Source organism: Azoarcus sp. KH32C, assembly GCF_000349945.1.
Taxonomy (GTDB): Bacteria; Pseudomonadota; Gammaproteobacteria; order Burkholderiales; family Rhodocyclaceae; genus Aromatoleum.
The window spans coordinates 2,671,702-2,695,773 of record NC_020516.1 but is presented as its reverse complement, the minus strand read 5'-3'; the positions used below and the strand labels follow the sequence as shown (position 1 = coordinate 2,695,773).

Below are 24,072 nucleotides of genomic sequence, written 5' to 3'. Positions count from 1 at the left end.
GGACAGCGGACCCTTTCGGCGCACTGCCGGGCGTGGGGATTTTGCCCGCACGCAAAGGCGGACAAGCCCAAGATGATAACAGCTTCAACCCCACCCACTCAAGGCAAGCATACAAGTGAGGCTCCTGGCCCCGATGCGAGCGATTTGCCGCTACCCGCTCCATGCGCTAGCCTTCTTTCTTTAGCGAATCAGCTTCGGATCCCCCAGAAATGAGCATCACGATAAAAACACCCGACGAAATCGAGAAAATGCGCGTTGCCGGCCGACTCGGCGCCGAAGTTCTCGACTACATCACCCCCTTCGTCAAACCGGGCATCACGACGGGCGAGCTGGATCAGTTGTGTCATGACTATATGGTCAATGTTCAACAGACCATCCCTGCTCCGCTGAACTATGCCCCCCCGGGCTATTCTCCGTATCCCAAGTCGATCTGCACGTCGATCAACCATCAGGTGTGCCACGGCGTTCCGGGCCCGAAGGCACTGAAGAAGGGCGACATTGTCAACCTCGACATTACCGTCATCAAGGACGGATACCACGGCGATACCAGCCGCATGTTCATCGTCGGGGATGGAAGCATCCTCGCGAAGCGCCTCTGCCAGGTGACCCTCGAGTGTCTGTGGCTCGGGATTTCCGTAGTCAAGCCCGGCGCACGGCTCGGCGATATCGGCCAGATCATTCAGAAGCACGCCGAAGGCAACGGATTTTCGGTTGTAAGAGAGTTCTGCGGCCACGGCATCGGCCTGAAATTCCACGAGGAACCCCAAGTCCTGCACTACGGCAAGGCCGGAACGGGGCCCGAACTGCTTCCGGGCATGACCTTTACCATTGAACCGATGATCAATGCCGGCAAGGCCGCGATCTCTGAACTGCCGGACGGCTGGACCATCGTCACCAAGGATCGCAGCCTGTCCGCCCAATGGGAACATACCATCCTGGTGACTCCGACGGGCTTCGAGGTCCTCACCGTTTCGCCCGACTGCCCTCCTCCCCCGGCACTCGTTACCCCACTTCTATCCTGAGCGGAAGCCAAGGACGCAATGAACGTGATATCGATCGACGCGATCCAGGCGGCCATTGCGAATGCACGCGCATCGCTGGCCGCCGGCGGAGCGCGGATTCGTGCCGCCTATGAAGCACATCCGGGAACCACGGCTGTCTTGCGCGGCAGAGCGCACCTCGTCGACGAAGCCGTCCTGCACCTTTGGCGCATTTGCGGGATACCGTCCGACGCCGCGCTCGTCGCCGTGGGCGGTTACGGGCGCGGTGAGCTTTTCCCGCATTCGGATGTGGACCTGCTGGTGCTCCTTCCATCCGAACCCGACAGTGCGCTCCAGGCCAGCCTTTCCACCCTGGTCGGCGCCCTGTGGGACGTTGGTCTCGAAATCGGGCACAGCGTGCGTACGATCGAGGAATGCCTCGCTGCTGCAGACGAAGACATCACCGTCCAGACAAACCTGCTCGAAGCCCGCCTCCTCGCCGGCAATCGAACGCTGTTCGATCGGTTCGCAAGCGAATACCGCGAGCGACTCGACGTGCGCGCCTTCTTCAAGGCCAAACAACTCGAACAGGAAAACCGCTACGCGCGCTTCAATGACACGCCATACGCGCTCGAGCCGAATTGCAAGGAAAGTCCGGGCGGAATGCGGGATCTGCAGATGCTCGGATGGATCGCCCGTGCCGCCGGTCTTGGACGCAATTGGCGCGATCTTGCCCGCCGTCGCCTCATCACCGGCGCGGAGGCGACGGACCTGCGCAGCATCGAACGCTTCCTGCAGCACGTCCGCATCCGACTGCACTACCTGACGGGTCGCGCAGAGGATCGGCTTTTGTTCGACCATCAGGAGAAGCTCGCGCGCGCCTTCGGGATAGAGGCCACGGCCGGCAAGCGCGCCTCCGAGGTGTTCATGCAGCGCTACTACGTCAACGCGAAGAAGATCACGCAGACGAACACGATCCTGCTGCAAAACTACGGCGCAGAAATCTTCCCGAACCGCGGCGGCCCGGCAATCGTCATCAACGAACGCTTCCAGGCGGTGCGCGAGCTGCTGGACATGCGCACGGAGGACACTTTCGAGCGCCACCCTTCGGCGTTGCTGGAGTGTTTTCTCCTGCTGCAGCAGCGCTCGGAACTGAAAGGCATGACGGCGCGCACCTTGCGTGCCCTATGGCTGAATCGCAAACGCATCAATGCGAACTTCCGAGCCGACCCGAAGAACCAGGCGCTCTTCCTCGAAATGCTGCAGCAACGCCGGGGCATCGTGCACGAGTTCCGGCGCATGAACCAGTACGGCATCCTGAGCGGCTACCTTCCGCCGTGGCGCCGGATCGTCGGCCAAATGCAGCACGACCTGTTCCACGTCTACACGGTGGATCAGCACATCATGATGGTGCTGCGCAACGTTCGACGGTTCACGATGGGCGAGCATGCGCACGAATACCCGTTGATGACCCGGCTGATTCTCGGCTTCGAGCGACAGTGGCTGCTCTACATCGCGGCGCTATACCACGATGTCGCGAAGGGACGAGGGGGCGATCATTCGAAGCTCGGAATGGTCGAGGCACGGGAATTCTGCGAAACGCACAACCTTCCGCAGAAAGATGCCGACCTTGTCGTATGGCTGGTCGAACATCACCTTACGATGTCGCATGTCGCTCAAAAGGAGGACACGTCCGACCCCGAGGTGATTCGCCGGTTTGCCGACACGGTCGGCGAGGAGCGTCGACTGGTTGCGCTATACCTCCTGACCCATGCGGACATCCGTGGAACTAGCCCGAAAGTCTGGAATGGCTGGAAGGGAAAACTGCTTGAGGACCTGTTCTTCGCCACACAGAAACTGCTACGGGGTGCCACCCCGCAGCAAGCTCTCGGATTGGACGACCGACAGGAAAATGCCCGCGCCCTGCTTCGTTATTATGGACTGCGCCCGGGGATGGAGGATGCGTTCTGGAAGCAACTCGATGCCGTCTATTTCATGCGGCACTCGGCCGAGGAAATCGCCTGGCATTCGCGGATGCTCTATTTCCGCCCCGACACGGACGACCCCGTCGTCAAGGCGCGCGTCCCTGAAGAAAATCAGGGTGTCCAGGTCATGGTCTTTACGCGCGACCAGAAGGATCTGTTCGTGCGGCTGACCGGCTTCTTCGGACGCCTGGGGTTCTCGATCCTGGATGCGAAGGTGCATACGACCCGTCACGGCTATGCGCTCGACAGCTTCATCCTGCAGGATCCCGGTAACGACCTGCATTACCGGGACATGATCACGCTCATCGAGCATGACCTCACCGAGCGCCTGAGGAAACCCGCAGCGCCCGACCGACCCGCCACCGGCCGCCTCTCGCGCCAGGTGAAGCACTTTCCGATCACCCCGCAGATCAGCATCCAGCCCGACGATTCAGGCAAGCACCATATCCTGTCGCTGGTCGCGGCGGACCGCCCCGGCCTGCTGTTTGCCGTGGCCGAGGTGCTCGCCCAGCATGAAATCCGGCTTTACACCGCGAAGATCGCGACCCTCGGCGAGCGGGTCGAAGATACCTTCCTGGTCAGCGGACAAGCCCTGTCGATCGATTCACGCGTCCTGCAGATCGAGCGTGAGCTCCTCGAGCGACTCCAGCTGTAGCGTTCAATGCCCTTTGCCGTGAAGGCGGTCCATCAACGCATAGAGCAGGCCGGAAACCACGAACGTCAAATGAATGCCGACCATCCACGCGAGGTGGCGGTCAGGCAGATTTCCGACGTTCATGAAGGCCTTCAGCAATTCGATACCGGAGATCGCCACGATCGAGCCGATAAGCTTGATCTTCAGGTCGGAGAAGCCGATATGGCCCATCCATTCCGGACGGTCTGCATGCGAATGCAGATCCTCCATCTTCGACACGAAGTTCTCGTAGCCGCTGAACATGATGATCACCAAGAGACTCATGATCAGCGCGATATCGACCAGCGACAACACTCCGATGATCATTTCCCCGCCGCTCGCCTCCATGATGTTGGCGAACAGGTGATAGATCTCCTTGCCGAACTTCACGAGAAGCACAACAAGCGCCAGGACAAGCCCCATATAGACGGGGGCCATCAGCCATCGACTGGCAAACAGCGTATGTTCGAAGGCGGATTCAATACGTTTCATTATTTAGCCGAAATGCGTTGGGGGCCGGCATTTTACCAGCGTAATCGTTGCACGGCGCCTCCTGCCGGGGCGGAGAAAATTCGTCCTGCATCACCAGGCAGTCATTTCGATCGGCTGACTGCCGCACCTTGCCGTCGATCGGGCGACCGCGCCGGACGCGCCCCTCCACGGGACACGCGGCTACCGATCACTACGCCGAAAACAGCGAGAGCGATCGCATTCGCGACGCCGGATGCGGCATGAAGCCCGTTCAGCGCGGGCGGGAATGATGCGACGCGCACAGCCAGCGACAGGTGCAGGAGTGCCAGCGGGAGATACATCGCGGGGTGATAGGCGATGCGCACGCCCGCAACGGCCGGCAGGATGATGGGTGCATGGCCGAACACCATCGCGACCACGAAACCAAGCCCTACCGCATGCAGCGCCGCGTCCCGCCACGGCACGCCCGCCTGCAAGCCGCCCAACGCCGCGAGAACCCCGCCTAGCGCCAGCCAGCCATAGCCTGACAGCAGGCACACCGCGATGAAGCGCGTCAGCCCGCTCTGCCTGACGTTGTGACGAGCAATGTCGTACTGCACCAGCCACAAGGCAAGAAACAGCAGGCCAAGGCCGAAGACCCGATTTCCGACGTCCGGCACATAAAAGGACATCAGACACCCGGCCGAGACGACGCTGACAGCCAGAACAAACATCGGCAGCGCCGCACGCTTCCGTGGCAACAAACGCGTCAATTCGAGACGCTCGCCGGCAATCGTGATCACCAGGAAGCCCAACCACGCGGCCACCGGAAGCGCGCTGCCCGCACCGTATGCCCACGCAACATTCCCGGCGAGCCAACACGCTGCAGCCAGCAGCAAAGTCACCGTATGAGCGGCGAGCTGGCGCCGTATCACCTCGATGCTTGCCGCTACCAGGACTGCACTACCGCAGACAAACAAGGAGGCAGCCCACTCCGTGGGAAAACCGGCCAGCAACACGACGCCTCCCGCGGCACAGACCGCAGGAGCCAGGTAAACCCAGAGGCGGCCCAAGGCAACGGCACGCTCAAGGCTGATAACGGTGCCAAAGAAGGCACACACCATCAGCGGCCCGTGTACCCCGGCGAGAACGGACGCCTGGAGCGGCACTGGAATGCCGAGACGGGCAATTCCAGCCATGACCGCCGCAATCAGGATCATCACGGCAGGCACAAGAAGTATCAGTCGGCTATGCATATACCAGTTCGCGAACCGGCTCACCATCCAAAATGCTTGCGCGCTTCCGGCGTCATCAACTCCGGACTCCAGGGCGGCTCCCAAACCAGCATCACCCTGATTCGAATGTCCTGAGGTACTGCGGGGTCTAGCACTGAATCGATATCCGAGATGATCACGTCGCCGAGGGGGCAGGCCGGGGATGTCATTGTCAGACGGATGAGGAGTTCGTCGTCAGCGAATTCAAGGCCGTATATCAAGCCTAGGTCGACGATATTGATGCCGACCTCCGGGTCAATAACCTGCCGCAGCAATTCCCTGATGTGGTCGAGATCAATAGCGCCAGAAGCGTCCGACATGAGTTGCCATCCATTTGGCACACGGACTGCAGGCCATCGAATTGCGACATGCAATCCGTCGGCCGCGCGTGCGTTTTCGAAACGCCGAGCTCCACCACGGAGCCGACATTTAACAGTCCGCAAGGAGAATAGCGCCGGACCGTCCGCCGGACAACATCCAGTCGCTGGACGCGACTTCGCTCTACATGAAAGTCGATCTTAAGATGGGGACAAACCGCCGGGACTCAGCCGCAACGTGGCGCCGGCTTCGCGCGAGGCGGCGTCCCCGTCGCGGCATGCTCAGAGCGCTCGCCGGTGCGCACCGCCTGCGACGAGTGTGCACCGCCAACCATGCTCACTGGCGACCACGTTTCAATGACCAAATCGGGACAGCAGTCCTCGCCGTGTCCATTTGACATTTGAAATGTGCGGCGGACGGGCTAACAGCCAGCCGTTTTCTTGAATGACTTGCTTTCGTTCTTGCCGCCGGCGTTGTCGAATTTGGCCCGGATTTCATCCGCCTTCAACGATGCGCTTGTCCTTGAATTTGTCCAGCGTCAGGTCGTCGGTGATATTGATGGTGACGGATTCGCCGCTCTTGATGTCCTTGAGGATGGTCTGGGCGGACTTGCCGTCGGCGGCCAGCTTGATCTTGGTAATCACGCCGACCATCTTCACGTCGTCGGCGGCAGCGATCGGGGCGGTGCCCAGCATGACGATGGCGAGGGCGATCGAAACAAGCAGTTGACTCAGGTTTTTGCGCATGATGTCCAGGAATCGCCGGAAGCGGGGCGAAAGTGATCCAGTTCTTGGAGCCGTGGTTGTATTCCAGGCCGAGCTTGGTACGCGACGGCAGGTCATAGCGCAGACCGAGGTAGATGGCGCTGCCGGTCTTGCTGGTTGGCGCTTCGGGGCTGAAGAAGGCACCGGTCATCAGGCCCTGGAAGCCGAACTGGGACGAAACGTTGTCGTTCGGGTGGGTGATGCTGACACCGGCGTCGGCGAACCAGTTGAGTTCGCCGGGGCCGACGTGCTTGATGGTGCCCATGGCACCGAGGCCGTACCAGTCGATGTCGCCCAGATTGGTCTTCGGCATGGTGTTGCCGAAGTAGGTGTTGGACATCTTGGGCGCATCGAAGATGTTGATGCCGCGATTCCACTCCAGCCAGACGCGCAGCGGATCGGTATCGATCGGCACGACCGAGACGCCGATCATGTCGGTATCCTGCAGCGAGTTGGTCAGCGCCCGGCTGAAACCGGCTTCGAAGCCGCGGCCGTAGCAGATCTTGCCGTAGGCACCGGGTAGCGCTTCGATGTCCGGCGCCCAGCCGATCGTCATGCCGTCGAAGGCGTAGTCAACGAGCAGGGCCGGCGTGCCGCCGGAACCGGGGCGGGCTGTATTGTTGCGCAGGTGGCTCGGGGCGCCGTGCGTGGACGGGCGACGGCCGACCGAGAACCAGATGTCCTGGTCGGCGATGTTGCTCCAGGTGGCGTAGGCGCGGTCGACGTTGAGGAAGTTGCTCGACGGAATGTGGCCGAGCGTGCCATCGAAGACGCCGACGCGGTCGGCAAAGAACGGGGCGGCCCCGCCGTTGGTCACGGCATCGTCGTCATCGGCGCCGAACGTCTTGTACATCAGCAGGCGGGCAGTGACCGACACATCCGGCGTCGCCTTCATGTTGAAGTCGAGGCCGAAGCGGTTCGTGTAAAGGGTATCGTTCTTGGGCTTGTAGGCGGGAATGCCGGCGGCAAAGCCGCCAATTCCCTGAATCAGCCCGGCGTTCGCCGAGTTGCCGACGAACGCCGCTGCCTGATTGTGGTTTTGCACGCCGGCCATCCCCTGCGAGAACTGCATCAGCGCGGTGAGCGCCTGGGAAGTGGTCAGGCCCATGCCGCCATAGAAGGCCGACACGCCGGTCGGGTTGCCGAAGAAGTCGGCCTGCAACGCTTGTTGGGCGTTGGCAAATGTCGCATTGACGTCGGTAAATGCCTTGGTTTCCCCGCTCAGGTTATCGACGCGGAATTGGTAATCGCCGCCCACGGTGAGCCATTTGTCGAGCGAGCGGTCTTCGTTCCTCTGGACCTTTTCCTTCACCTCGCCGACCGCGACGACGGCCTGCTTGCTGGCCTCCTGGCTGGCTTCGACCTGCGCCTTCAGTTGTTCGAGTTGCTGGCTCAGCGCCTCGATCTTCCTGAGCAGTTCGGCGTCGGCCGCCTGGGCGCCGAGCGGGATGAACAGGCCCGCCATCAGGCTGGCCAGCAGGTTGCGACGGATGTTTGGGTTGCGCATGATTTCCCCCTTGGAATCAATAATTCATTTCGCCTGAGCGGCTTGCGATTCCTCGTATACGTCGTCGTCCCAACCGGTGAGCATGGCCTTGAAGTGAGCGGTCGGCGTGTGGCCGGCGGTGCCCAGATAGACATGGGCGATCAGGAAGAGCAGCATCAGGAAGGCGGCGAAGGTGTGCACCAGCGCGACGGTGCCCAGCGCCAAGCCGCTGAAGCCGGCGGCGGCGAGCTGGTTGTAGAACAGGTAGAACAGCCCGGAGCACCAGATCAGCGGGTTGATGAACAGCTTGACGCCGAGGTAGGCCACCCGCTGCAGCGGGTTGTGCTTGCGGTCCCTGGTCTTCAGATACGGGTGATGCTCACCCCTGAACATGCCGAAGGCGTAGAACAGCGCCACATCGAGCATCTTGTGGGCCGTCGGGATGTACTGCCGCCATTCGCCGGTCGTGAAATGCCAGAAGATGGCCAGCACCCACAGGCCCATCAGCGCCCAGGCGGCCGTGCTGTGCAGGTCGACGGCCTTATCCCAGCCGAGCAGTTGATAGGTGCCATGCACTTCGAAGCCGCTGAGCAGCATGGTGATGATCAACAGGGCCTGTGCCCAGTGCCAGAAGCGTTCGAAACGCTTGAATACATAAACGCGTGCCATGATCTTCCCCTTAATGCTTGCGTTTGGCAGTGGCGATGCGGCCCAAGCCATGGCCGATGACGCCGAGCAGCGTCAGCGCGGCGAGCGTCCAGCCGGCGGTGTCGAGCATTGCCAGGTGGTCGCGGCTGCGGCCCGGGATGTAGAGGCCATCGACCCTTTTCGAGCCGGCCGTTGCTGGCGTGGCATTCGGCGCAGGCCACCGCCTTGTCCTTGGGGGCGACCATGTGGGTGATCGGCCACATGCCGATGGTCTCGATGAAGTCGTACTTGCCCGAGTATGGTTGGCCGGCGGCGGCCATGCCGGCGGCAATGGCCTTGTCCCAGTTCAGGTTGGTCCAGTAGGCCGAGTCGTCCTGGCCGGCCAGGTGGTTGATGGTCAGCGTCCGGTTCTCGGCATCGAAGGGTTGCTTGCCGCGGAACAGCTTGATCGGCCAGATCATCGACTTGCCGTCGTCGGCGCTGCCTTCAAAGCGGTTGATATAGATCGGCTGGTTGGCCTTGTCGATCCTGTCGTCGGCAAGGGTGTATGTGACTGTGCCGTTGAACCAGACGTACTCCGGTTTGACGTTGTCTTCATAGACGAAATCGCCCTTGATGCCGAGGTAGACGTCGTGGCCCTCGTCGTTCTTGACGACCAACGGCTTGCCGTCCTTGTCGCGCTTGCCGGCGGTCGACCAGTCCCAGGACATCTTGGTCGGCACGTCGCCGCGGGAGAAAGCCGGGATGTGGCAAGTCTGGCAGGCCAGCTTGTCGGAGTGGTCGTTCAGCTTCGCTTCCTTCTTGTGCGGCGTCTGGCCATAGGACTGGCAGGTCGCCGGATTGGCACGGTCGGCCTTGCCGCGCAGGTGGGCGCCGCCCCTGTCCATGGCCGTTGGTGCGTAGCGGCTGCCCGGCACCTGATGACCTTCGGTCTGATGGCAGGTAGCACAGGTGAAATTCAGCCCGTCGGCCGCCATGTGCACATCAAGCGCCTTTTCCGGCGCGTCCAGCGAGCTGTCGAGGTCGCCGTGCTTAACGCCGTCGCCGCCGCCGCTGTAGAAGTGGCAGGCGCCGCAGGCCGAGCGTTTGGTCTTGCCGACCTTCTGCGCGATGTCGGAGAGGTTGATGCCGCGCACGATCTTGCCGGAACCGGGCGGGAACTCGGTATCCTTGGTCACCGGGTTGCCGGCGAAGCCCGACGGCTTCTTGTACTTGCCGGTCTGGTCGTGGCAGACCAGGCAGGCCTTGGTGACTTCCGGGCTGGACGCGAATTGCTGCTGGAGTTCCTTGAACTTGGCGTGGTCGGCGGTCGATTTGAGTAGCTTCGGATTGGGCTGCGGCGTGCCCGGCGCATTGTTGGCGATGGCCGGTGCCATGAACGCCAACGCGGCGGTCGCGGCCAGTATTTGCTTGATCATTTTCATGATTCCCCCATCGAGAGCCACGTTGATCCGAACTGCGGCCGCCCCGCGGGGGCCGCGGTCCTAGGTTGAAATTAGTATATTTGAATTTGATAATATGGATATTTGTCAATATTCCGATGGCTTTAACGTGAATCGTTTGTTACAGCCCGTTAACGATCTTCTGAGCAAAGTGCGAGGAATGCGAGATGGATCTATTGCAGGCTGGCGTAAAGCTTGCGCTCGCAGTTTTTCCACATGCGCCGGCGCTTAGCGACTACCGCGGTATCCCGGTAGATCACGTAGTCCCTCTCCAGTGAGGTCAGCAACTGTCAAGACGTCCGGCATAGCATCCTTGTCTGTTCCCAGCGCTCTCGCAGGGCTTAACGTAACCCCAGAAACAGGAACAACGAGGTCGCTGAACGCAAGGGCCACCCGGTCCGCATGGCGCTGACGGGAACCGTTTTGACATTCGTGGGCATCCCAGGACTCATGCCATTGCCCGGGTGGCAGACGCTCGCGATTTTCGCTTATGCGATGGTGTCGTGCCTTGTCGTGAACGGCGCCTTGAAGATTGCGATGATCAAATGGCGTGTACCTACAGTGGTCGCCTAGATCGGTTGCTTGATCGTCGCAGAATGGACAGCATCGCGAGTCTCAGGCCGGACGTCGGGGGGGGGGGGGCGCTCCGGCAAGCAGCCATTCGCTTGGAGATGTCAATTTTCGCGCGCGGGTGGAGGGACCGGCCATTGGAGTATCGTTCGGCGATCCGTTGCCCATTGAAGTCGAGTTCGGTGGTGCCCTGCAAGCACAGCACCACCGCATACGCGGCTGGGTCTGCACCTGTGCGGTGCCAGAATGTCAGCCGACTCGACCTCGTCATTAACAAGAAGACTTACTTCTTCAATGCCAGAATCCAGCTCACCAATTTCTTGGCGTCGGCTTCCTTGATCGCCACGGCGTTCGGGGGCATGGCCAGGCCGGTAACCTTGTCCTTCCAGTGGCTGGCGTAGGGGTTAGTACCCTGCATCACGGCCTTGGTCAGGGTTTCAAGAGCGCCCTTCTGGTCCTTGTAACGAGCGGCCACATCTTCCCAGTTGGGGCCGATCGGCGGCATGCCGTTCGGACCCTTTGCACCAGACTCGACGTGATGGCAGATGAAACAACCGCTATTGAGGGCCAGGGCGTTCATTTCCTTGTCAAGCTTTGCGTCGGCCATGACAGTACTGGAGCCGAGGATGAGTGCTGCGAGAGCAACGGTCTTAGCTATCGAAAACATTTGCCATCTCCCAAAAAGATAAAAAGAAGACTGCCGGCCTGTCGAATTCCTCGGCGCGGGATGCACCTCCACCGTCATCAAGCCTTCGAGCTGCAAAAGCAGCGTAAGCCTAATCGGTTCATCCGTAAACCGCCATTGCCCATGAAAACATCATCGGGCAGGTCAGGGGCGAAAGGGTTCGGCGGACAAAGTCGAAGGCGACAAGTCTGGCGCGATACGGCCTGGTATCGCTGACGGGGCTGCCCCTCCCCTGCAACTGCAGTTTCGCACGCCACATTCGTCGCCTACTATGCATTGCGGAATCCGTATTTCCGATCGCATGCATTTGACGAATCACAATCTCGGCGCGAGCGCGCCGTGCCCCGGGCTACTGCCAAGGAGGAGTCCATGCCGTTCATGCTCAAGATTCAGTGGGACATCAAGGCCGGACAGGAGGGCGTCTTCCGCGCCAATCAGGCGGCGCTGTGCGAGGTGATGCTCGAGCATCCGGGGGTGATCTGCTACCACGCCGATTACCCTTCGCCGCGCGTGAGCCAGTGGACGGAGATCTACGCGACCGACGAGGCGTTCGAGGCGCATCTTGCCAACGAGAAGGGCAAGGCGCCGCTGGCAACGGTGATCGAGGCGTGCGAGAAGATCACCTGCCAGTGCTGGGGAAACCCGAATGGGCGCTCGAAGGAGATCCTCGCCGGCTTCGGGACAACGTATCACGAGACGGCGGAGAACGCCTTCGTGCTCAATCCGCGGGCCGACAAGGACTCGCGGATCTAGCTAGTCGCTGGCGTCGCGGTTCAACCTCGTTCGTCATTCCGATCCGGGCGACGGTCGTCATCGTCATCCCGTTTGCGGCGGCGTTCGCGGTCTTTGTCTCGATCGCGTTCCCTGTCACGATCCCAGCGGCGGTCGTCGTCGCGGTCGTAACGCCGGTCGCGATCGTCGCCGCCGCGCCATCCTTCGCCGCGGCCCCTGAACCGGGTCTCCCTCGGGTAATGGCTCCTGGGAAGGTCCACCCACGGTCCCGACCGCGAATTCGCGTAGCGCCAACGGGAGTTGTCGTAGTAATAGTAGAAGCCGCCGTAGTAGTAATACGGCTCGACGTCCAGTTCCACGATCGTCGGCAGAGGCGGAGCGACGACGACGGTGGGGCCACGGCCCGCAGGCGCCACGACGCATGCGTTGAGCAAAAGTGCAGCGAGCGATGCAACGATGATCTTCTTGTGCATTTGCGTTCTCCCGGGCTGGCGGGCAACGGATTGCCCCCAACACCTCTCCTCAATCTGTTGGGGATTGCCCACCGTTTGACCGCCACCAGGGGCACCATCATCGCCATCGCCACGATCCGTTTGTCTAGAATTATTCATATTTTCAACGTCTTACGGGCTTCATGAGGTACTGGCTGCGACCCTGGCGCGCTTTCTGCAACAGGAGTGGCGAGCGCAATAACCGGCTCGCCACCAACAGAAACGCGGTACGCCCTTCAGGAGAACCGTCATGACCCACCTCACCATCCACGACCTGCCCGCCACCGAAACCCTCGACACCAAGGCGATGAGCGCCGTGCGCGGCGGCATATGGGACTACTCCAACCGACTCGGCTTGCTCGGTCAGATGTTGGAGGACCAACAGGATCACAATTACGGCGATCCTTTCCACCCCACGACCCTGGACGCGGCGGCCCACCAGGCGCTTGAGGGCTGGGTCTCAATTCCTTGAGATGATCATTGCGTCGGCGCCGGGAGAACTGAAGTCACGGCTACCAGCCGTATATCGAACCGCTGACGCGGTGATCCCGGCTTGCGCCCCCGCGGCCTTACGCGTACCGCTTCATCACATGTCGGCCAACGCCAGCGTGGCTGGAGCACTCGGCTCGGGCAGGCATCACTGCCCGCCGCCAACAGTCCCGGAACGGCCCTGCCCTGGTTGTCGAGGACCTGCGCGCCGGTGTCGATCGTCAGGCCGCCGAAGGTGAAGGTGATGGCGGGATAGACGATCAATGCGTAGTACGGAGCGCGGTCCATCGGCAGACACGATTCGGACCTCGGAGGATTCAACGGCGCCCACCACCAGCAAGTCACACTCGAGGACTTCGTAGGTCATTGATTGCTCCTGCAATTGGTGGAAATTTTCGGTTTATCGCGCCTTTCCGGGAAAGGCGGCCTTGATTTTCAGAAAGAAATAGGCTGAGGCCCTGAAGCCGTAGGCCATGCGCTTGATGACCTTGATGCGGTTATTGACGCCCTCAAGGACGCTGGTGTTCCTTCGCCAAGCAGTTGGAAGAACGGCCGAATCGCCTCGCGGCTGTTGCCTTCTCCAACCCAAAGTACCCGCATCCGCTCGGCATCCATGATCACCGTCGCGTAGAGGTGCCCCTTGTGCAGCGCGAATTCGTCCATCACCGGCCGACGCACGCCCCGTGCCTCGAAGTGCCCGTATTGGGCCTGCAGACGTCGATGGTCGATGCGCTTGATGGCGTGCCAGTGCAGACCCGTCAGTTCGACAACATGGGCAATCGGCAGGATGTGTACAGTCAGCGCTATGTTGAACCATCGGATCGAGCGATCAGCGCCGAGCGCACGCGCTCCAGCCGCTCGCGAACTTCATGTGCGATGCGGCCGATCTCAGGGTCGCGGGTCAACTGCAGCACGGCCACAGGATCCATGAAACCGACGACAATGTGGCCATCGATCTCCTCGCGAACGACGACGTTGCACGGCAGCAGCAGTCCGATGTCGGGTTCCGCGGTCAGCGCCTGATGGGCCAGAGGAGGATTGCAGGCGCCGAGGATTCGATAGGGGCGCCCGTCGATCCCCAGCTTGGCTTTCATCGTGGCCTGCACGTCGATGTCGGTCAGCACCCCGAAGCCCTCGGCCTTGAGCGACTCGGTGACAAGCGTCACGGCCTGCGCAAAGTCCGTGGCCTTCAGCCCGCAGTGGAAGCCGTAGCCCGCAGTGGACGGCGGCGTGGTGGTTGCTGAATTCATTTCAATCTCCCGACCTGATTTGTGCAGTTATGCCCTAGGCGTGCGACCACTGATACCGCGTGAAGCTCTCGAACTCCATAGGCGAACCATTTCATTGGCCTGAATCGCGCGTATCGTCCGACCGGGGCCCCAGCGGTCGGCTAATGAGAGCGCACCATGCCAATCTTCGAACTCCATTTATTTGCGCTTTTGCATGACGATCCAGACGACAAGCGCGACCACCGCAACCAGCAGGATCGGCACCCAGAACCCGCCGTATCCGGCCATCCAACCGCCGCTCCACATGCCCCCGTCGGCGCCGGTCATCATGCCTGCGTTCTGTGCCGAAGCTTGGCCGGCAGCTGCCAAGGGCAAGGTGGCAAGCCCCATGGTCATCAAAGCTTTCATATCTTCCTCCGTGGGCCAGGATCGTCTGGACTGCCGCTCGGGCACCAAGAACCGGGTCCGCAATCGATGAGTTCAGTTCAAACTACTCCGAATCAGCGTGGGCCTCTGTGCGCCAGCGAACGCTGCCCCTGTCGGTTGACGTTCCTGGAAAGCGTCTGTGCGATTGATCTGCTGCCTCGGTAAATCGTGCACATTGTTGGCGCACAGAGCGTGCAGTCGGGGTGATGACAGACCGGAGTTGCCGCCCCCGACTCGCGCCATGCTGCATACACCGCCGGTCTAACCTCAAACCTGCCGCTCAAGGAGCCAGATTTCTTTGGTGCAACGAACGGGTGCTTGGTTATCGCCGCAGCATCTGCGCTTCCGCGCATCGAGCCTGCTGCCGGTGCTGGTCGTAGTACTGGTCGGTACGCCGACGTGCAGCACCGCAGGCGTTCGTGGCCATGACTACACGCTGCGCATAGCTGCCGCGGCCATGGAGTGGCACGTCTGGTTATTTGCGCGCCACATAAAATGGCGCGATACTGCATTCGGCGCCATATTTTTCGGGCGGAGCCCCTCAGAGGCATTCGGCTGAGCGACGCGTCCCCAAAGAACGTATCCTTGCGTCCATCCCGATTCGGTCGAGCTCCGCAGTGCGGTCCCCGCGCGCGTTCTTTTCCCTATCCGCCCGCAACCGCAGCGCCCATATCAGAGCCTTAATTTCATGATCACCCTCAAGGACGTCACCCTTCGCCGTGGCGCCAAGGTGCTGCTCGACAGCACCTCCGTCATCCTCAACCCCGGCGAAAAGGTCGGCCTGGTCGGGCGCAACGGTGCCGGCAAGTCGTCGCTGTTCGGCCTGCTCAACGGCACGCTGCATGAGGATTCCGGCGACTTCCACATCCCGGCGGCCTGGCGCATGGCGCAGGTGGCGCAAGACATGCCGGAGACCAGCCAGTCGGCCACCGACTTCGTGATCGAGGGCGACACCGCCCTGCTCGCCGCACAGCAGGAAGTCGCGGCGGCCGAAGCCAGCGACGACGGCGAGCGCATGGCCTACGCCTACATGGCCCTGCACGACGCGGGCGCCCACGACGCCCAGGCGCGTTCCCAGGCGCTGATCCTCGGGCTCGGCTTCAAGACCACCGAACTGTGCAACCCGGTGAACAGCTTCTCCGGCGGCTGGCGCATGCGCCTGCAACTCGCCCGAGCGCTGATGTGCCCGTCCGACCTGCTGCTCCTCGACGAACCGACCAACCACCTCGACCTCGACGCCCTCGTCTGGCTCGAAGCCTGGCTCAAGCGTTACACCGGCACGCTGGTGGTCATCAGCCACGACCGCGAATTCCTCGACGCGATCACCGACGTCACGGTGCACATCGACAACCACAAGCTGACCCGCTACGGCGGCAACTACTCGACGTTCGAGGACACCCGCGCCCTGCAGCTCGAGCTGCAGCAGAACGCTTACGCGAAGCAGCAGGACAAGATCGCCCACCTGCAGAAGTTCATCGCCCGCTTCAAGGCCAAGGCCAGCAAGGCCAAGCAGGCCCAGAGCCGCGTCAAGGCGCTGGACCGCATGGACAAGCTGGCGCCGGTGCTCGCCAGCGCCGACTTCACCTTCGAGTTCAAGGAACCGCTCAACCTGCCCAACCCGATGCTGGCGATGGAAAACGCCTGCTTCGGCTATCCGCCGCCGGAAGGCGCCCCTGCCGACACGCCGCCGACGGTGATCGTGCGCGGCGTGAACAAGTCGGTGATGGCCGGCGAGCGCATCGGCATCCTTGGCGCCAACGGCCGCGGCAAGTCCACGCTGGTGAAAACCATCGCCCGCGACCTCGCCCCCACCAGCGGCGTCGTCACCGAGGGCAAGGGGCTGCGCATCGGCTATTTCGCGCAGCAGGAACTCGATGTGCTCCGTCCCCAGGACAATCCGCTCGAGCATATGGTGCGCATGGCCCGCGAAGGCCTACCCGCCGGCCAGAGCGGTCGCGAGCAGGATCTGCGCACCTTCCTCGGCACCTTCAACTTCAGTGGCGACATGGTCCAGCAGCCGGTGGGCACCATGAGCGGCGGCGAAAAGGCCCGCCTCGTGCTGTGCATGCTCGTCTGGCAACGCCCCAATCTGCTCTTGCTGGACGAACCGACCAACCACCTCGACCTCGCGACCCGCGAAGCGCTGGCGATGGCCCTCAACGAATTCGAGGGCACGGTGATGCTGGTTTCGCACGACCGGGCCTTGCTGCGCTCGGTGTGCGACGAGTTCTGGCTGGTCTCCCGCGGCGGCGTCGAACCCTTCGACGGCGATCTGGACGACTACCAGCAATACCTGCTCGACGAAGCCCGTCGTGCCCGCGAAGAGCTCAAGGCCTCGCTCAAGAGCCCGAAGCACGAACCCGCGCCGGCACCGGCTCCCGCCAACCGGATCAGCCCCGAGAAGCTCAAGAGCCTAAAGCGCGACCTCGGCAAGCTGGAGCAGACGATCCTGGAAGTACAAGCGCGCAAGCACGCCGCCGAAGCCCGCCTGGCCAGCTCGCCCTCGGTGCAGCAACTCGCCGAACTGGGAAAGGAGTTGCAGCAGATCGACGAAACCCTGAATGCCCACGAGGACAGCTGGCTGCAGCTTTCCGAGGAGATCGAAGCGGCAGAACAGGGCTGACGCCGCGAAGCGGCTATTCAGCGATATCGACGCCCGCCATGCGCGCCCGGCGCGCGGCATCTTCGGCACGCGCCGCCTCGATGACCTGCATGATTTCGTCCAGGTCGGCGAGCTTCTCGTCACGCTTGAAATGCCCGGTCAATTCGATGTCCGGGTGCAAGCTGCCCGACTCGTAGAGCGACCAGATTTCCTTGCCGTAATCGGTCGTCAGAAGCTCCGGCGCGAACTGGCCAAAGTAGGCGGCGAGGTTGTCGACGTCCCGCTCCAGCATGCGGCTGGCGTTGTTGTTGGCCGCCGCGTCGATCGCCTGCGGCAGATCGATGATCACTGGCCCATCGGCATCGACCAGGATGTTGTATTCGGACAAATCGCCGTGGACGATGCCCGCACACAGCATGCGCACCACCTGCCGGACCAGAAAAGCATGGTGCCGCCGCGCATCGTCTTCGCTCATCACGATGTCGTTGAGCCGCGGCGCCGGTTCGCCGTCCGCGTCGGCCACCAGCTCCATCAGCAGCACGCCTTCGTGGAAGTTGTACGGCGTCGGCACACGAACGCCGGCCGCGGCCAGGCGATACAGCGCATCGACCTCGGCGCTTTGCCAGGCGGCCTCCTGCTCCTGCCGCCCGTAGCGCGAACCCTTTGCCATCGCGCGCGCCTGCCGGCTGTTCTTGACCTTGCGGCCTTCGGTGTAATCGACCGCCTGACGGAAGGCGCGCTTGTTCGCTTCCTTGTAGACCTTGGCACAACGCACTTCGTCGCCGCACTCGACGACGAAGACCATCGCCTCCTTGCCGCTCATCAACTGACGCGTGACGCGGTCGACGAGGCCGTCGGTCACCAGCGGCTCGATTCTGCTAGGCGTTTTCATGCTTTCCTGGTGAACTGGGTGGAATTGGGCGAAACCAAGCAGCTTACACCCTTACCCCTCCGAACCGCGATTCGCATCATGGCCGTGGCAGGACGTAAAATCCGCTCATGACCTCGAATCCAATGAACGAAGCCGCAGCGGACGACCCAGCCGCCCCGGTGAAAGAGCCGCGCCTATGGTGCGACGACGGCTGGACCGCCCGCGTCATCAAGAACATGGACGACGACGGATGGGCGGTCGAAATGATCAAGGATGGCGAGCCCGAGCCCGCCCTGGTCGGCCCCTGGACGATGGGGCGCGACAAGAAGAACCCGAAGCCCCTCGATTCCTCTGCCTTCAACACCCTGGTCAAGACCGCCTCGGAGGTCCTGCGCCGCCATGAGCAACAGCTGCATGCGACGCTTCACAAGAAGCTCACCGTGAACACGGAATTCGGCCCGGTCAGCGTCACACTCGATATCGTTGCCGACGAATTCGATCCCCATGCCCTGCTGGGGGCCTACGACGCGGCGGGCGAAGAACTGGCCCGGCTGCGCGTGGACGCGGGATTCAAACTGACAACGGCCAGCGCGCACGCGTGGCTCGAGGATGACTTCCGCAGGCCTGGCTGATCGATCCTGTCAGACTGGCAGCCACTCGTCCGCAAGCACCTGATCCTCAAGTGACCACGGGCATGTCGCCGGAAGGGCATCGAGACCGGTCTCCGTGACCACTTCGGCGTACGCGCTGCTCCAGACCATGTCTCGCCAGCGTGACTGCGATAGGTTTGCCGCCAGACTCGGCGACTCTTCCAGCAATTGCCGAATCTCCCTCCGCTCGGACCGGATGGTCGCATGCCAGACGGCAGTCTTGCGCTCGGGCTGATATTGGCCGGCGAGGAGTTGCGCAAGCAGGCCGGACATGCAGGTCGCCAATGTGCGTCGTTCGCTGCGGGCCAAGGACTCGAGCTCTTCGGCGATGTGGTCGGTGTCGAGCTGCGCAACCTGGCCGTTTCGCAGCAACTGCGCCTGCTCGGCCGCCCAGGCGGCGAGGTCTTTATTGTAGGCAAACATGATCTGATCTCCGTGGTTCTTGGATTTGCCGTACTCGGTGTCTGCGTTAGACGTCGCAACGAGGAAATAATCCCCCGCGTCGCGAAATCAATCCATGCCCCCGCCGAGGATCTCGTCTTCCACTTCGAGCGCAGATGACGATCACAATTTAGGTGGACCTCGGACATTTCATTCACTAGAATCGAATTACGTAAAATCATTCAAGAGAATGAAATGCAAAAGCAATCCGCCCCGTCCCCAGCCGATCGCGCGAGCGTGCTGGGACAGGCCGTGAGCGAAGTCGCCAGAAGGCTGCACATTGGTCCGACCGACCTCGGTCAGATCATCGGCGTCAGTCAGCCGACCGCCTCGCGTTTGCTGAAGGGCGAGAGTCATCTGCGCGCATCGACCAAGGAGTGGGAACTGTCCACCTTCGTCGTGCGACTCTACCGATCGCTTTTTTCCCTGGTCGGCGGCGATGACAATCTCGCGCGCGGCTGGCTGCATTCTCCGAACCAGGCTTTTCCAGGGCAACGCCCGATTGATTTGATCAAGCGTGTAGACGGTCTGATCCATGTCTGTGAATACCTGGACGCCTACCGCGCTCGCGTCTGAAGTCCTGAATTGGTCCGGCTCGGGCTGGCGTGCCGTCGAAGCTCAGCACAAAGTCGCGACGATGGCCCTCGTCGGCGGGGATCTCGCCCACCAGGCCTTGCTCGAAGACATCCTCGAAGAAGCCAAGCCGCGACTTCCGGAAGCGACCTGGGGACTGCACTGGCTTCTCGCGACCCCTTTCCGCTACTGGCCGCTGCCGGGGGGCTCGCGTTTCCGCCGTCGACATGATCCCGGCGTCTTCTATGGCGCGGAGGAACGGGAGACGGCGTGCGCCGAAAGCAGCTATTGGCGGCTCCGCTTCTGGACAGACAGCGAGTTTCTCAAGAGCCAGTCGAAATCCGTGCCGATCACGCTCTTCGAGTTCTTCGCGGCTACTCCACGAGCCCTGGACCTATCCACGTCTCCACTGATTGAAGATCGCGCCGCCTGGACGCACCCTTCCGACTATTCCGCGACTCAGGAACTGGCCGATGCGGCCCGCAAGGCCTACATCGAGGCCATCCGCTACGAATCGGTGCGCCGTCCCGGCGGCTACTGCCTTGCGCTGCTTGTCCCCGAGGTCTTCAAGGCCGTTGCGGAGCCGTATCGCAACACCCAGCAGAGCTGGATGCTTCTGATCAAACCGCCGCACCGCGTCGTGTGGCAACGGGAACTGTCGGGAGAAAACTGGCTGTTCGAGTTTCCGGCTTAGGATTCGGATGACGAGCCTTCGTGCACTTCGCCGTTCGCGAACACGCTGTATCCCTTGCTGCTGCGCTCGACCGGTATGGACAGCCGCAGCTGGGGAACGGCGTTGACAGCCAGCTCGCCGGCACGGCGTAGAGGAAGTCCGTAATCGGCCGCACGTTTTGTTCGTTTGGCACCTACGCCATTCCGCAGTCTGCATTCGAGAATGCCATAAGACTCATGCACGCAGGGGCCCAGATGGTCAGCTCGAAGGCGGCGCCCGGCTGACAGTGGTAGCGGACGCTCAGCGAGACGGGCGCAGATGTGCGCTGACCCGGTTGGCCTGCAATCCCTCCCCGCCGGCTTCCTCGATGAACGCAACCTCGTCCCCCACCTCGAGGGCGTCGAATTCCGGATGTACGACGTTGTAACGGTGGAAGTAGAACTCGGTGCCGTCCGCCTTCTCGATGAAGCCGTAGCCGTCCTCCCCGAACAGCCGCACGATGCGCCCGCGCGACTCCGGCTCGTGGGTCTTCACGTCGCCCCGCTGGCGGCGGGCATATTCTTCGAGCCGGCGGTCGGCGTGATCGAAGGCGTCGCGGATGGCCACATAGATGTCCTCCGCATTGTCGCGATTGACCACGATCTCGGAGCCCGGCACCGTGACATCGACGCGGATGTTGTAGAGTTTGCCCTGATGCTTGTGCTTCCGGATTGTCCCCACTGTGACCCGGCAGCTCATGATGCGGTCGTAGAAGCGGTCGAGCTTCGCGGCCTTGGCGCGAAGGGCCGCCTCTATCGCGTCGGAGGGCGGCATGTCACGAAATACGATTTGGGTTGGTAGCTGCATGGTTTTCCTCCTTCGACGCGCACTTCCCCGATGCTATCTGTATAGCAGGTATTTCGCCCGAAGGCTCGTCGGGCGCCACGAGGTCCTGCGGCTATCGCGCGAAATCGGCGCGCGGACCAAGGCGACGATGGATGAGCGCCAGCGCGAGTACTTCCTGCGCGAGCAACTGAAGGCGATCCAGCAGGCGCTCGGCGAGGGCGAAGCGGGCAATGCCGCCGAGATCGAGGAGCTGCGCAAATCCATCGAGGCGGCGCAGATGCCCGAGGAGGTCGATCGGCAGGCCCTCAAGGAGCTCAAGCGCCTCCAGCACATGCCCGACGAGTCGACCGATCGGCGGATCATTCAGGACCATCACGATTCGTCGTTGATCACCGGTCTGGTTTACCGTCAGATCGCCTCTGCTGGCGATCTCCCGAAAACCCGTGGCGGGCCTGGGATTGCACCGCCGTTTAGCGTCAAATATGTAGCATCCTTTTGGCCTTAAGGGGGGCCGGCCCCAGTTCTGCGTTCAGTTCCGTGCTCTTCGTCGAGCCGCCGCACCCGTTACGCCCGTTCCGTTATGAGGAATGCCGTGCTCAGGGAAGAATCGGCAAGGTCTCCTAAACTAATGGAGACCCAGCGCACTGCCATGGCGTTGCGCATTCCATTCGGCGAACTCATCGGCCGGCATGGGATCTGCGACGTAGGAGCCTTGCGCAACGTCGGTATGCAGTGTTGCCAGACTGTCCCAGATGAGCTGCGTTTCCGTGCCTTCGGCGACGACCTCCAGGCCGATGTTATGGACCATGTCGATCGTCGATTTCACGATGGTCCATGCATCCGGATCGGCCTGCATGCCCAGGACAAATGACTTGTCGATCTTGACTGCATCGATCGGCAACTTCTGCAGATAGCTCAAGGACGAATACCCAGTACCGAAATCGTCCACGTAGAGGCGGAAACCCATCTGCTGCATGCGCCGCAGCACATCCAGTGCTCCGGCAGGATCTTCCATCAATGCGCTCTCCGTAAGTTCGAACTGCAACCAGCTCGGCGTTGCGCCCCAGGTGTCGAGCAAGCCCGCCAGCCGTTCGACTAGGTGCGGTTCGAGCAGGTTACGAGCGGATAGATTGACCGCCAGCGGCATGTCGATTCCCCGCTCGCGCCAGCTGTAGCATTGCGCGAGGCTGGCATTGATGACCCAGTGCGTCAGCGCGTTGATGAGCCCGGTGCGCTCGGCAAATGGAATGAACCGGTCCGGAAGGATCAGGCCGTGCGTGGGATGTGCCCAGCGGACAAGTGCCTCGACACCGCAGACCCGGCCGCTCATCATGTTGGCCTTGGGCTGGCAATAGAGTCGCAGCTGGTTCTCTGCGATCCCGCGACGCAAGTCGGCCATCAGCGTGAGGCGTTCGCGGTTCTCGCGTTCCGAATCGAGCCGGAAGATGGCGATGCCGAGGTGATCGCGTTTGGCCTGGAAGGCCGCCGCATCCGAACGCATGATCAGCGCGTCGGCATCCACACCGTGGCCGGGAAACAGCGCGATGCCGATGCTCGCCTGCACCTCTACGCGCGCGCCCTCGACTTCGAAGGGATCGTCGAGCGCGCGCGCAAAAGCACGCGCGGTGACCTCGGCCTGCTCAGCGTCTGCGCCGGGTAAGAGCACCGCGAAGACATCGACGCCGATCCGCGCGATGAGGGCCGGCGCCACGGGCAGACCGGTCAAGCGCCCAGCCAGCTGTGCTAGCAGCCGGTCGCCGCTGCGATAACCGAGAACCTCGTTGATGTCGCGGAAGCGGTCGACATTGAGCGTCAGCAAGGCCAGGGGGCGATGCTCCCGCCGGGCGTGCTCGATTGCCCGCTCCAGCCGTTCGCGCAGCCGGATGCGGTTCGGTAGGCCGGTCAGCTGATCGACGAAAGCCATCCGCTCGAGCATCTTCTCCGCGTTACGGTGGCGAGCCCGTACCCGCAGGCTGGAAATGCCGAACGAGAGATCCTCGGCGAGTTCCGTGAGCACGGCGAGTTCCTGGTCGCCGAAGGCGTCGCGCTCGCGCGCGACGATGTCGAGGTTGCCGATGACCTCGTCGTCGACGATCAGCGGAAAGGCGCTCACCGCGGCAAAGCCCATCTCGAGCGATTTTTCCCGGAAAGGTGCGAGCATCGGGTCGGTGGCAATGTCGAGGCGTACGTAAGGCTTGCCGTTGCGGATTGCCATTCCCGGCGGCGTCTGCCCGGCCGGCGTATCGGCCCATGTAAAGTTCATCCGCTCGATCGACCCCTCGACGACGCCGGCCTGCGCCATCGGGAAGATCGAACGGTTCGTGTCATGCTGCGCGTAACCGACCCAGGCGACGCGGTAGCCCCCGATTTCGACGATGACGCGGCACATCTGCGCAAGCAGTTGCGCTTCTTCAGTGCAGCGCACGAGTGTGCGATTGCCGGCGCTGAGCGTGCGCAGGGCCCGATCGACGAGGAGCAGGCGCTGCTCGTGGCTCTGCCGGACCGCCTTCTGGTGCAATGCGTCGATACCGGACGCCACGTCCTCGGCAAGCTGAACCAGGATCGCCATTTCGGCCGGATCGAAGGCGGACGGATCGCTGTCGGCCAGCGTCAGCGTGCCGAGCGTTTTACCGTCGGGCGCCATCAAGGGCAGCGCCTTCGCGATCACCCAGTCCGCCGCCCGCTGCGGGGTTGGGCCATCGCTCACCAAATCGATCCAGGCGCCCTTGCAAACGCCCGCGTCGACCAACACGTCGCAGATTTCCCGCAGCATGGTCCGTTCGTCGCTAGCGTGC

At 62.3% G+C, this 24,072-nt stretch carries 24 protein-coding genes and 2 pseudogenes; 9 read left to right on the top strand and 17 right to left on the bottom strand.

Going from position 1 to position 24,072, the window contains the following annotated elements; translation table 11 throughout:
- The first annotated feature begins 209 nt into the window (after positions 1 to 209).
- Both map and AZKH_RS11745 read left to right on the top strand, forming a co-directional pair.
- A complete protein-coding gene (gene map / locus AZKH_RS11750; protein WP_015435988.1) occupies positions 210 to 1,022 on the top strand; it encodes a type I methionyl aminopeptidase in 813 nt (270 codons plus the stop codon).
- An 18-nt stretch (positions 1,023 to 1,040) separates the two neighbouring features.
- Positions 1,041 to 3,620, top strand: a complete 2,580-nt coding sequence (locus AZKH_RS11745) for a [protein-PII] uridylyltransferase (RefSeq protein WP_015435987.1) — start codon at positions 1,041 to 1,043, stop codon at positions 3,618 to 3,620.
- Between the two features lie 3 nt (positions 3,621 to 3,623).
- On the opposite strand, the gene AZKH_RS11740 is transcribed toward AZKH_RS11745, so the two are convergent.
- From AZKH_RS11740 to AZKH_RS11705, 7 genes are all read right to left on the bottom strand, one after another.
- Entirely contained in the window at positions 3,624 to 4,130 is a 507-nt protein-coding gene (locus tag AZKH_RS11740; RefSeq protein WP_015435986.1) for a TIGR00645 family protein, read from the bottom strand.
- 101 nt (positions 4,131 to 4,231) lie between these two features.
- Complete coding sequence (locus AZKH_RS11735) at positions 4,232 to 5,308, bottom strand: hypothetical protein (protein WP_231874547.1); 1,077 nt, start codon at positions 5,306 to 5,308, stop codon at positions 4,232 to 4,234.
- A 56-nt stretch (positions 5,309 to 5,364) separates the two neighbouring features.
- Positions 5,365 to 5,682 (bottom strand): metal-sulfur cluster assembly factor, encoded by a 318-nt coding sequence (locus AZKH_RS11730; protein ID WP_015435984.1) that lies wholly within the window; start codon positions 5,680 to 5,682, stop codon positions 5,365 to 5,367.
- Between the two features lie 502 nt (positions 5,683 to 6,184).
- On the bottom strand, positions 6,185 to 7,951 hold the full coding sequence (locus AZKH_RS11720; protein WP_015435983.1) for a DUF3373 family protein: 1,767 nt from the start codon (positions 7,949 to 7,951) through the stop codon (positions 6,185 to 6,187).
- A gap of 24 nt (positions 7,952 to 7,975) precedes the next feature.
- Positions 7,976 to 8,599, bottom strand: coding sequence for a cytochrome b/b6 domain-containing protein (locus tag AZKH_RS11715; RefSeq protein WP_015435982.1), 624 nt, complete (start codon positions 8,597 to 8,599; stop codon positions 7,976 to 7,978).
- On the bottom strand, positions 8,536 to 9,954 hold the full coding sequence (locus AZKH_RS11710) for a tetrathionate reductase family octaheme c-type cytochrome (protein ID WP_197538722.1): 1,419 nt from the start codon (positions 9,952 to 9,954) through the stop codon (positions 8,536 to 8,538). Before AZKH_RS11710 ends, AZKH_RS11715 begins: the two co-directional genes overlap by 64 nt.
- Before the next feature lie 919 nt (positions 9,955 to 10,873).
- Complete coding sequence (locus AZKH_RS11705; protein ID WP_015435980.1) at positions 10,874 to 11,257, bottom strand: c-type cytochrome; 384 nt, start codon at positions 11,255 to 11,257, stop codon at positions 10,874 to 10,876.
- Positions 11,258 to 11,644: 387 nt separating this feature from the next.
- On the opposite strand from AZKH_RS11705, the gene AZKH_RS11700 reads away from it, so the two are divergent.
- A complete protein-coding gene (locus AZKH_RS11700) occupies positions 11,645 to 12,028 on the top strand; it encodes a putative quinol monooxygenase (RefSeq protein WP_015435979.1) in 384 nt (127 codons plus the stop codon).
- A gap of 20 nt (positions 12,029 to 12,048) precedes the next feature.
- Here the strand turns inward: AZKH_RS11700 and AZKH_RS11695 are convergent, their stop codons facing one another.
- Complete coding sequence (locus AZKH_RS11695; RefSeq protein WP_051071674.1) at positions 12,049 to 12,480, bottom strand: hypothetical protein; 432 nt, start codon at positions 12,478 to 12,480, stop codon at positions 12,049 to 12,051.
- A 268-nt stretch (positions 12,481 to 12,748) separates the two neighbouring features.
- Between AZKH_RS11695 and AZKH_RS11690 the strand changes: the two genes are divergently transcribed.
- The gene (locus AZKH_RS11690) at positions 12,749 to 12,970 is read left to right on the top strand and encodes a hypothetical protein (protein WP_015435978.1); all 222 of its coding nucleotides are present in this window, start codon (positions 12,749 to 12,751) and stop codon (positions 12,968 to 12,970) included.
- Positions 12,971 to 12,975: 5 nt separating this feature from the next.
- Here AZKH_RS11690 and AZKH_RS27680 read toward each other — a convergent pair whose 3' ends face one another.
- The 5 genes and pseudogenes from AZKH_RS27680 to AZKH_RS11680 all read right to left on the bottom strand — a co-directional run bounded on the left by AZKH_RS27680 (position 12,976) and on the right by AZKH_RS11680 (position 14,624).
- Entirely contained in the window at positions 12,976 to 13,275 is a 300-nt protein-coding gene (locus AZKH_RS27680; RefSeq protein ID WP_015435977.1) for an FAD-binding protein, read from the bottom strand.
- Positions 13,276 to 13,387: 112 nt separating this feature from the next.
- Positions 13,388 to 13,513: pseudogene (locus AZKH_RS28015) on the bottom strand (transposase); the annotation flags it as partial.
- A 2-nt stretch (positions 13,514 to 13,515) separates the two neighbouring features.
- Positions 13,516 to 13,782, bottom strand: a pseudogene (locus tag AZKH_RS28010) (transposase); the annotation flags it as partial.
- 8 nt (positions 13,783 to 13,790) lie between these two features.
- Complete coding sequence (locus AZKH_RS11685) at positions 13,791 to 14,237, bottom strand: DUF302 domain-containing protein (RefSeq protein WP_015435976.1); 447 nt, start codon at positions 14,235 to 14,237, stop codon at positions 13,791 to 13,793.
- A gap of 177 nt (positions 14,238 to 14,414) precedes the next feature.
- Positions 14,415 to 14,624 carry a hypothetical protein gene (locus tag AZKH_RS11680; protein WP_041656103.1) on the bottom strand — a complete coding sequence of 70 codons (210 nt, stop codon included), beginning with the start codon at positions 14,622 to 14,624 and terminating at the stop codon, positions 14,415 to 14,417.
- Between the two features lie 706 nt (positions 14,625 to 15,330).
- Between AZKH_RS11680 and AZKH_RS11675 the strand changes: the two genes are divergently transcribed.
- Positions 15,331 to 17,265: an ATP-binding cassette domain-containing protein gene (locus tag AZKH_RS11675; RefSeq protein ID WP_015435975.1), complete on the top strand. Its 1,935-nt coding sequence runs from the start codon at positions 15,331 to 15,333 to the stop codon at positions 17,263 to 17,265.
- A gap of 13 nt (positions 17,266 to 17,278) precedes the next feature.
- Here AZKH_RS11675 and AZKH_RS11670 read toward each other — a convergent pair whose 3' ends face one another.
- Positions 17,279 to 18,136 (bottom strand): PA4780 family RIO1-like protein kinase, encoded by an 858-nt coding sequence (locus AZKH_RS11670; protein ID WP_015435974.1) that lies wholly within the window; start codon positions 18,134 to 18,136, stop codon positions 17,279 to 17,281.
- Between the two features lie 107 nt (positions 18,137 to 18,243).
- On the opposite strand from AZKH_RS11670, the gene AZKH_RS11665 reads away from it, so the two are divergent.
- Positions 18,244 to 18,747 carry a hypothetical protein gene (locus AZKH_RS11665; RefSeq protein ID WP_015435973.1) on the top strand — a complete coding sequence of 168 codons (504 nt, stop codon included), beginning with the start codon at positions 18,244 to 18,246 and terminating at the stop codon, positions 18,745 to 18,747.
- Between the two features lie 9 nt (positions 18,748 to 18,756).
- Here AZKH_RS11665 and AZKH_RS11660 read toward each other — a convergent pair whose 3' ends face one another.
- On the bottom strand, positions 18,757 to 19,188 hold the full coding sequence (locus AZKH_RS11660; protein WP_015435972.1) for a DUF29 domain-containing protein: 432 nt from the start codon (positions 19,186 to 19,188) through the stop codon (positions 18,757 to 18,759).
- Between the two features lie 213 nt (positions 19,189 to 19,401).
- Between AZKH_RS11660 and AZKH_RS11655 the strand changes: the two genes are divergently transcribed.
- Both AZKH_RS11655 and AZKH_RS11650 read left to right on the top strand, forming a co-directional pair.
- Positions 19,402 to 19,782 (top strand): antitoxin Xre/MbcA/ParS toxin-binding domain-containing protein, encoded by a 381-nt coding sequence (locus tag AZKH_RS11655; protein ID WP_015435971.1) that lies wholly within the window; start codon positions 19,402 to 19,404, stop codon positions 19,780 to 19,782.
- Positions 19,742 to 20,473, top strand: coding sequence for an RES family NAD+ phosphorylase (locus AZKH_RS11650; RefSeq protein WP_015435970.1), 732 nt, complete (start codon positions 19,742 to 19,744; stop codon positions 20,471 to 20,473). The genes AZKH_RS11655 and AZKH_RS11650 overlap by 41 nt, the downstream gene beginning before the upstream one ends.
- A 279-nt stretch (positions 20,474 to 20,752) precedes the next feature.
- Here the strand turns inward: AZKH_RS11650 and AZKH_RS11645 are convergent, their stop codons facing one another.
- Positions 20,753 to 21,298, bottom strand: coding sequence for an HPF/RaiA family ribosome-associated protein (locus AZKH_RS11645; RefSeq protein WP_015435969.1), 546 nt, complete (start codon positions 21,296 to 21,298; stop codon positions 20,753 to 20,755).
- A gap of 127 nt (positions 21,299 to 21,425) precedes the next feature.
- Between AZKH_RS11645 and AZKH_RS11640 the strand changes: the two genes are divergently transcribed.
- Positions 21,426 to 21,782, top strand: a complete 357-nt coding sequence (locus tag AZKH_RS11640) for a hypothetical protein (RefSeq protein WP_156822094.1) — start codon at positions 21,426 to 21,428, stop codon at positions 21,780 to 21,782.
- A gap of 120 nt (positions 21,783 to 21,902) precedes the next feature.
- Here AZKH_RS11640 and AZKH_RS11635 read toward each other — a convergent pair whose 3' ends face one another.
- Complete coding sequence (locus tag AZKH_RS11635; RefSeq protein WP_231874401.1) at positions 21,903 to 24,050, bottom strand: bifunctional diguanylate cyclase/phosphodiesterase; 2,148 nt, start codon at positions 24,048 to 24,050, stop codon at positions 21,903 to 21,905.
- Positions 24,051 to 24,072 lie beyond the last annotated feature (22 nt).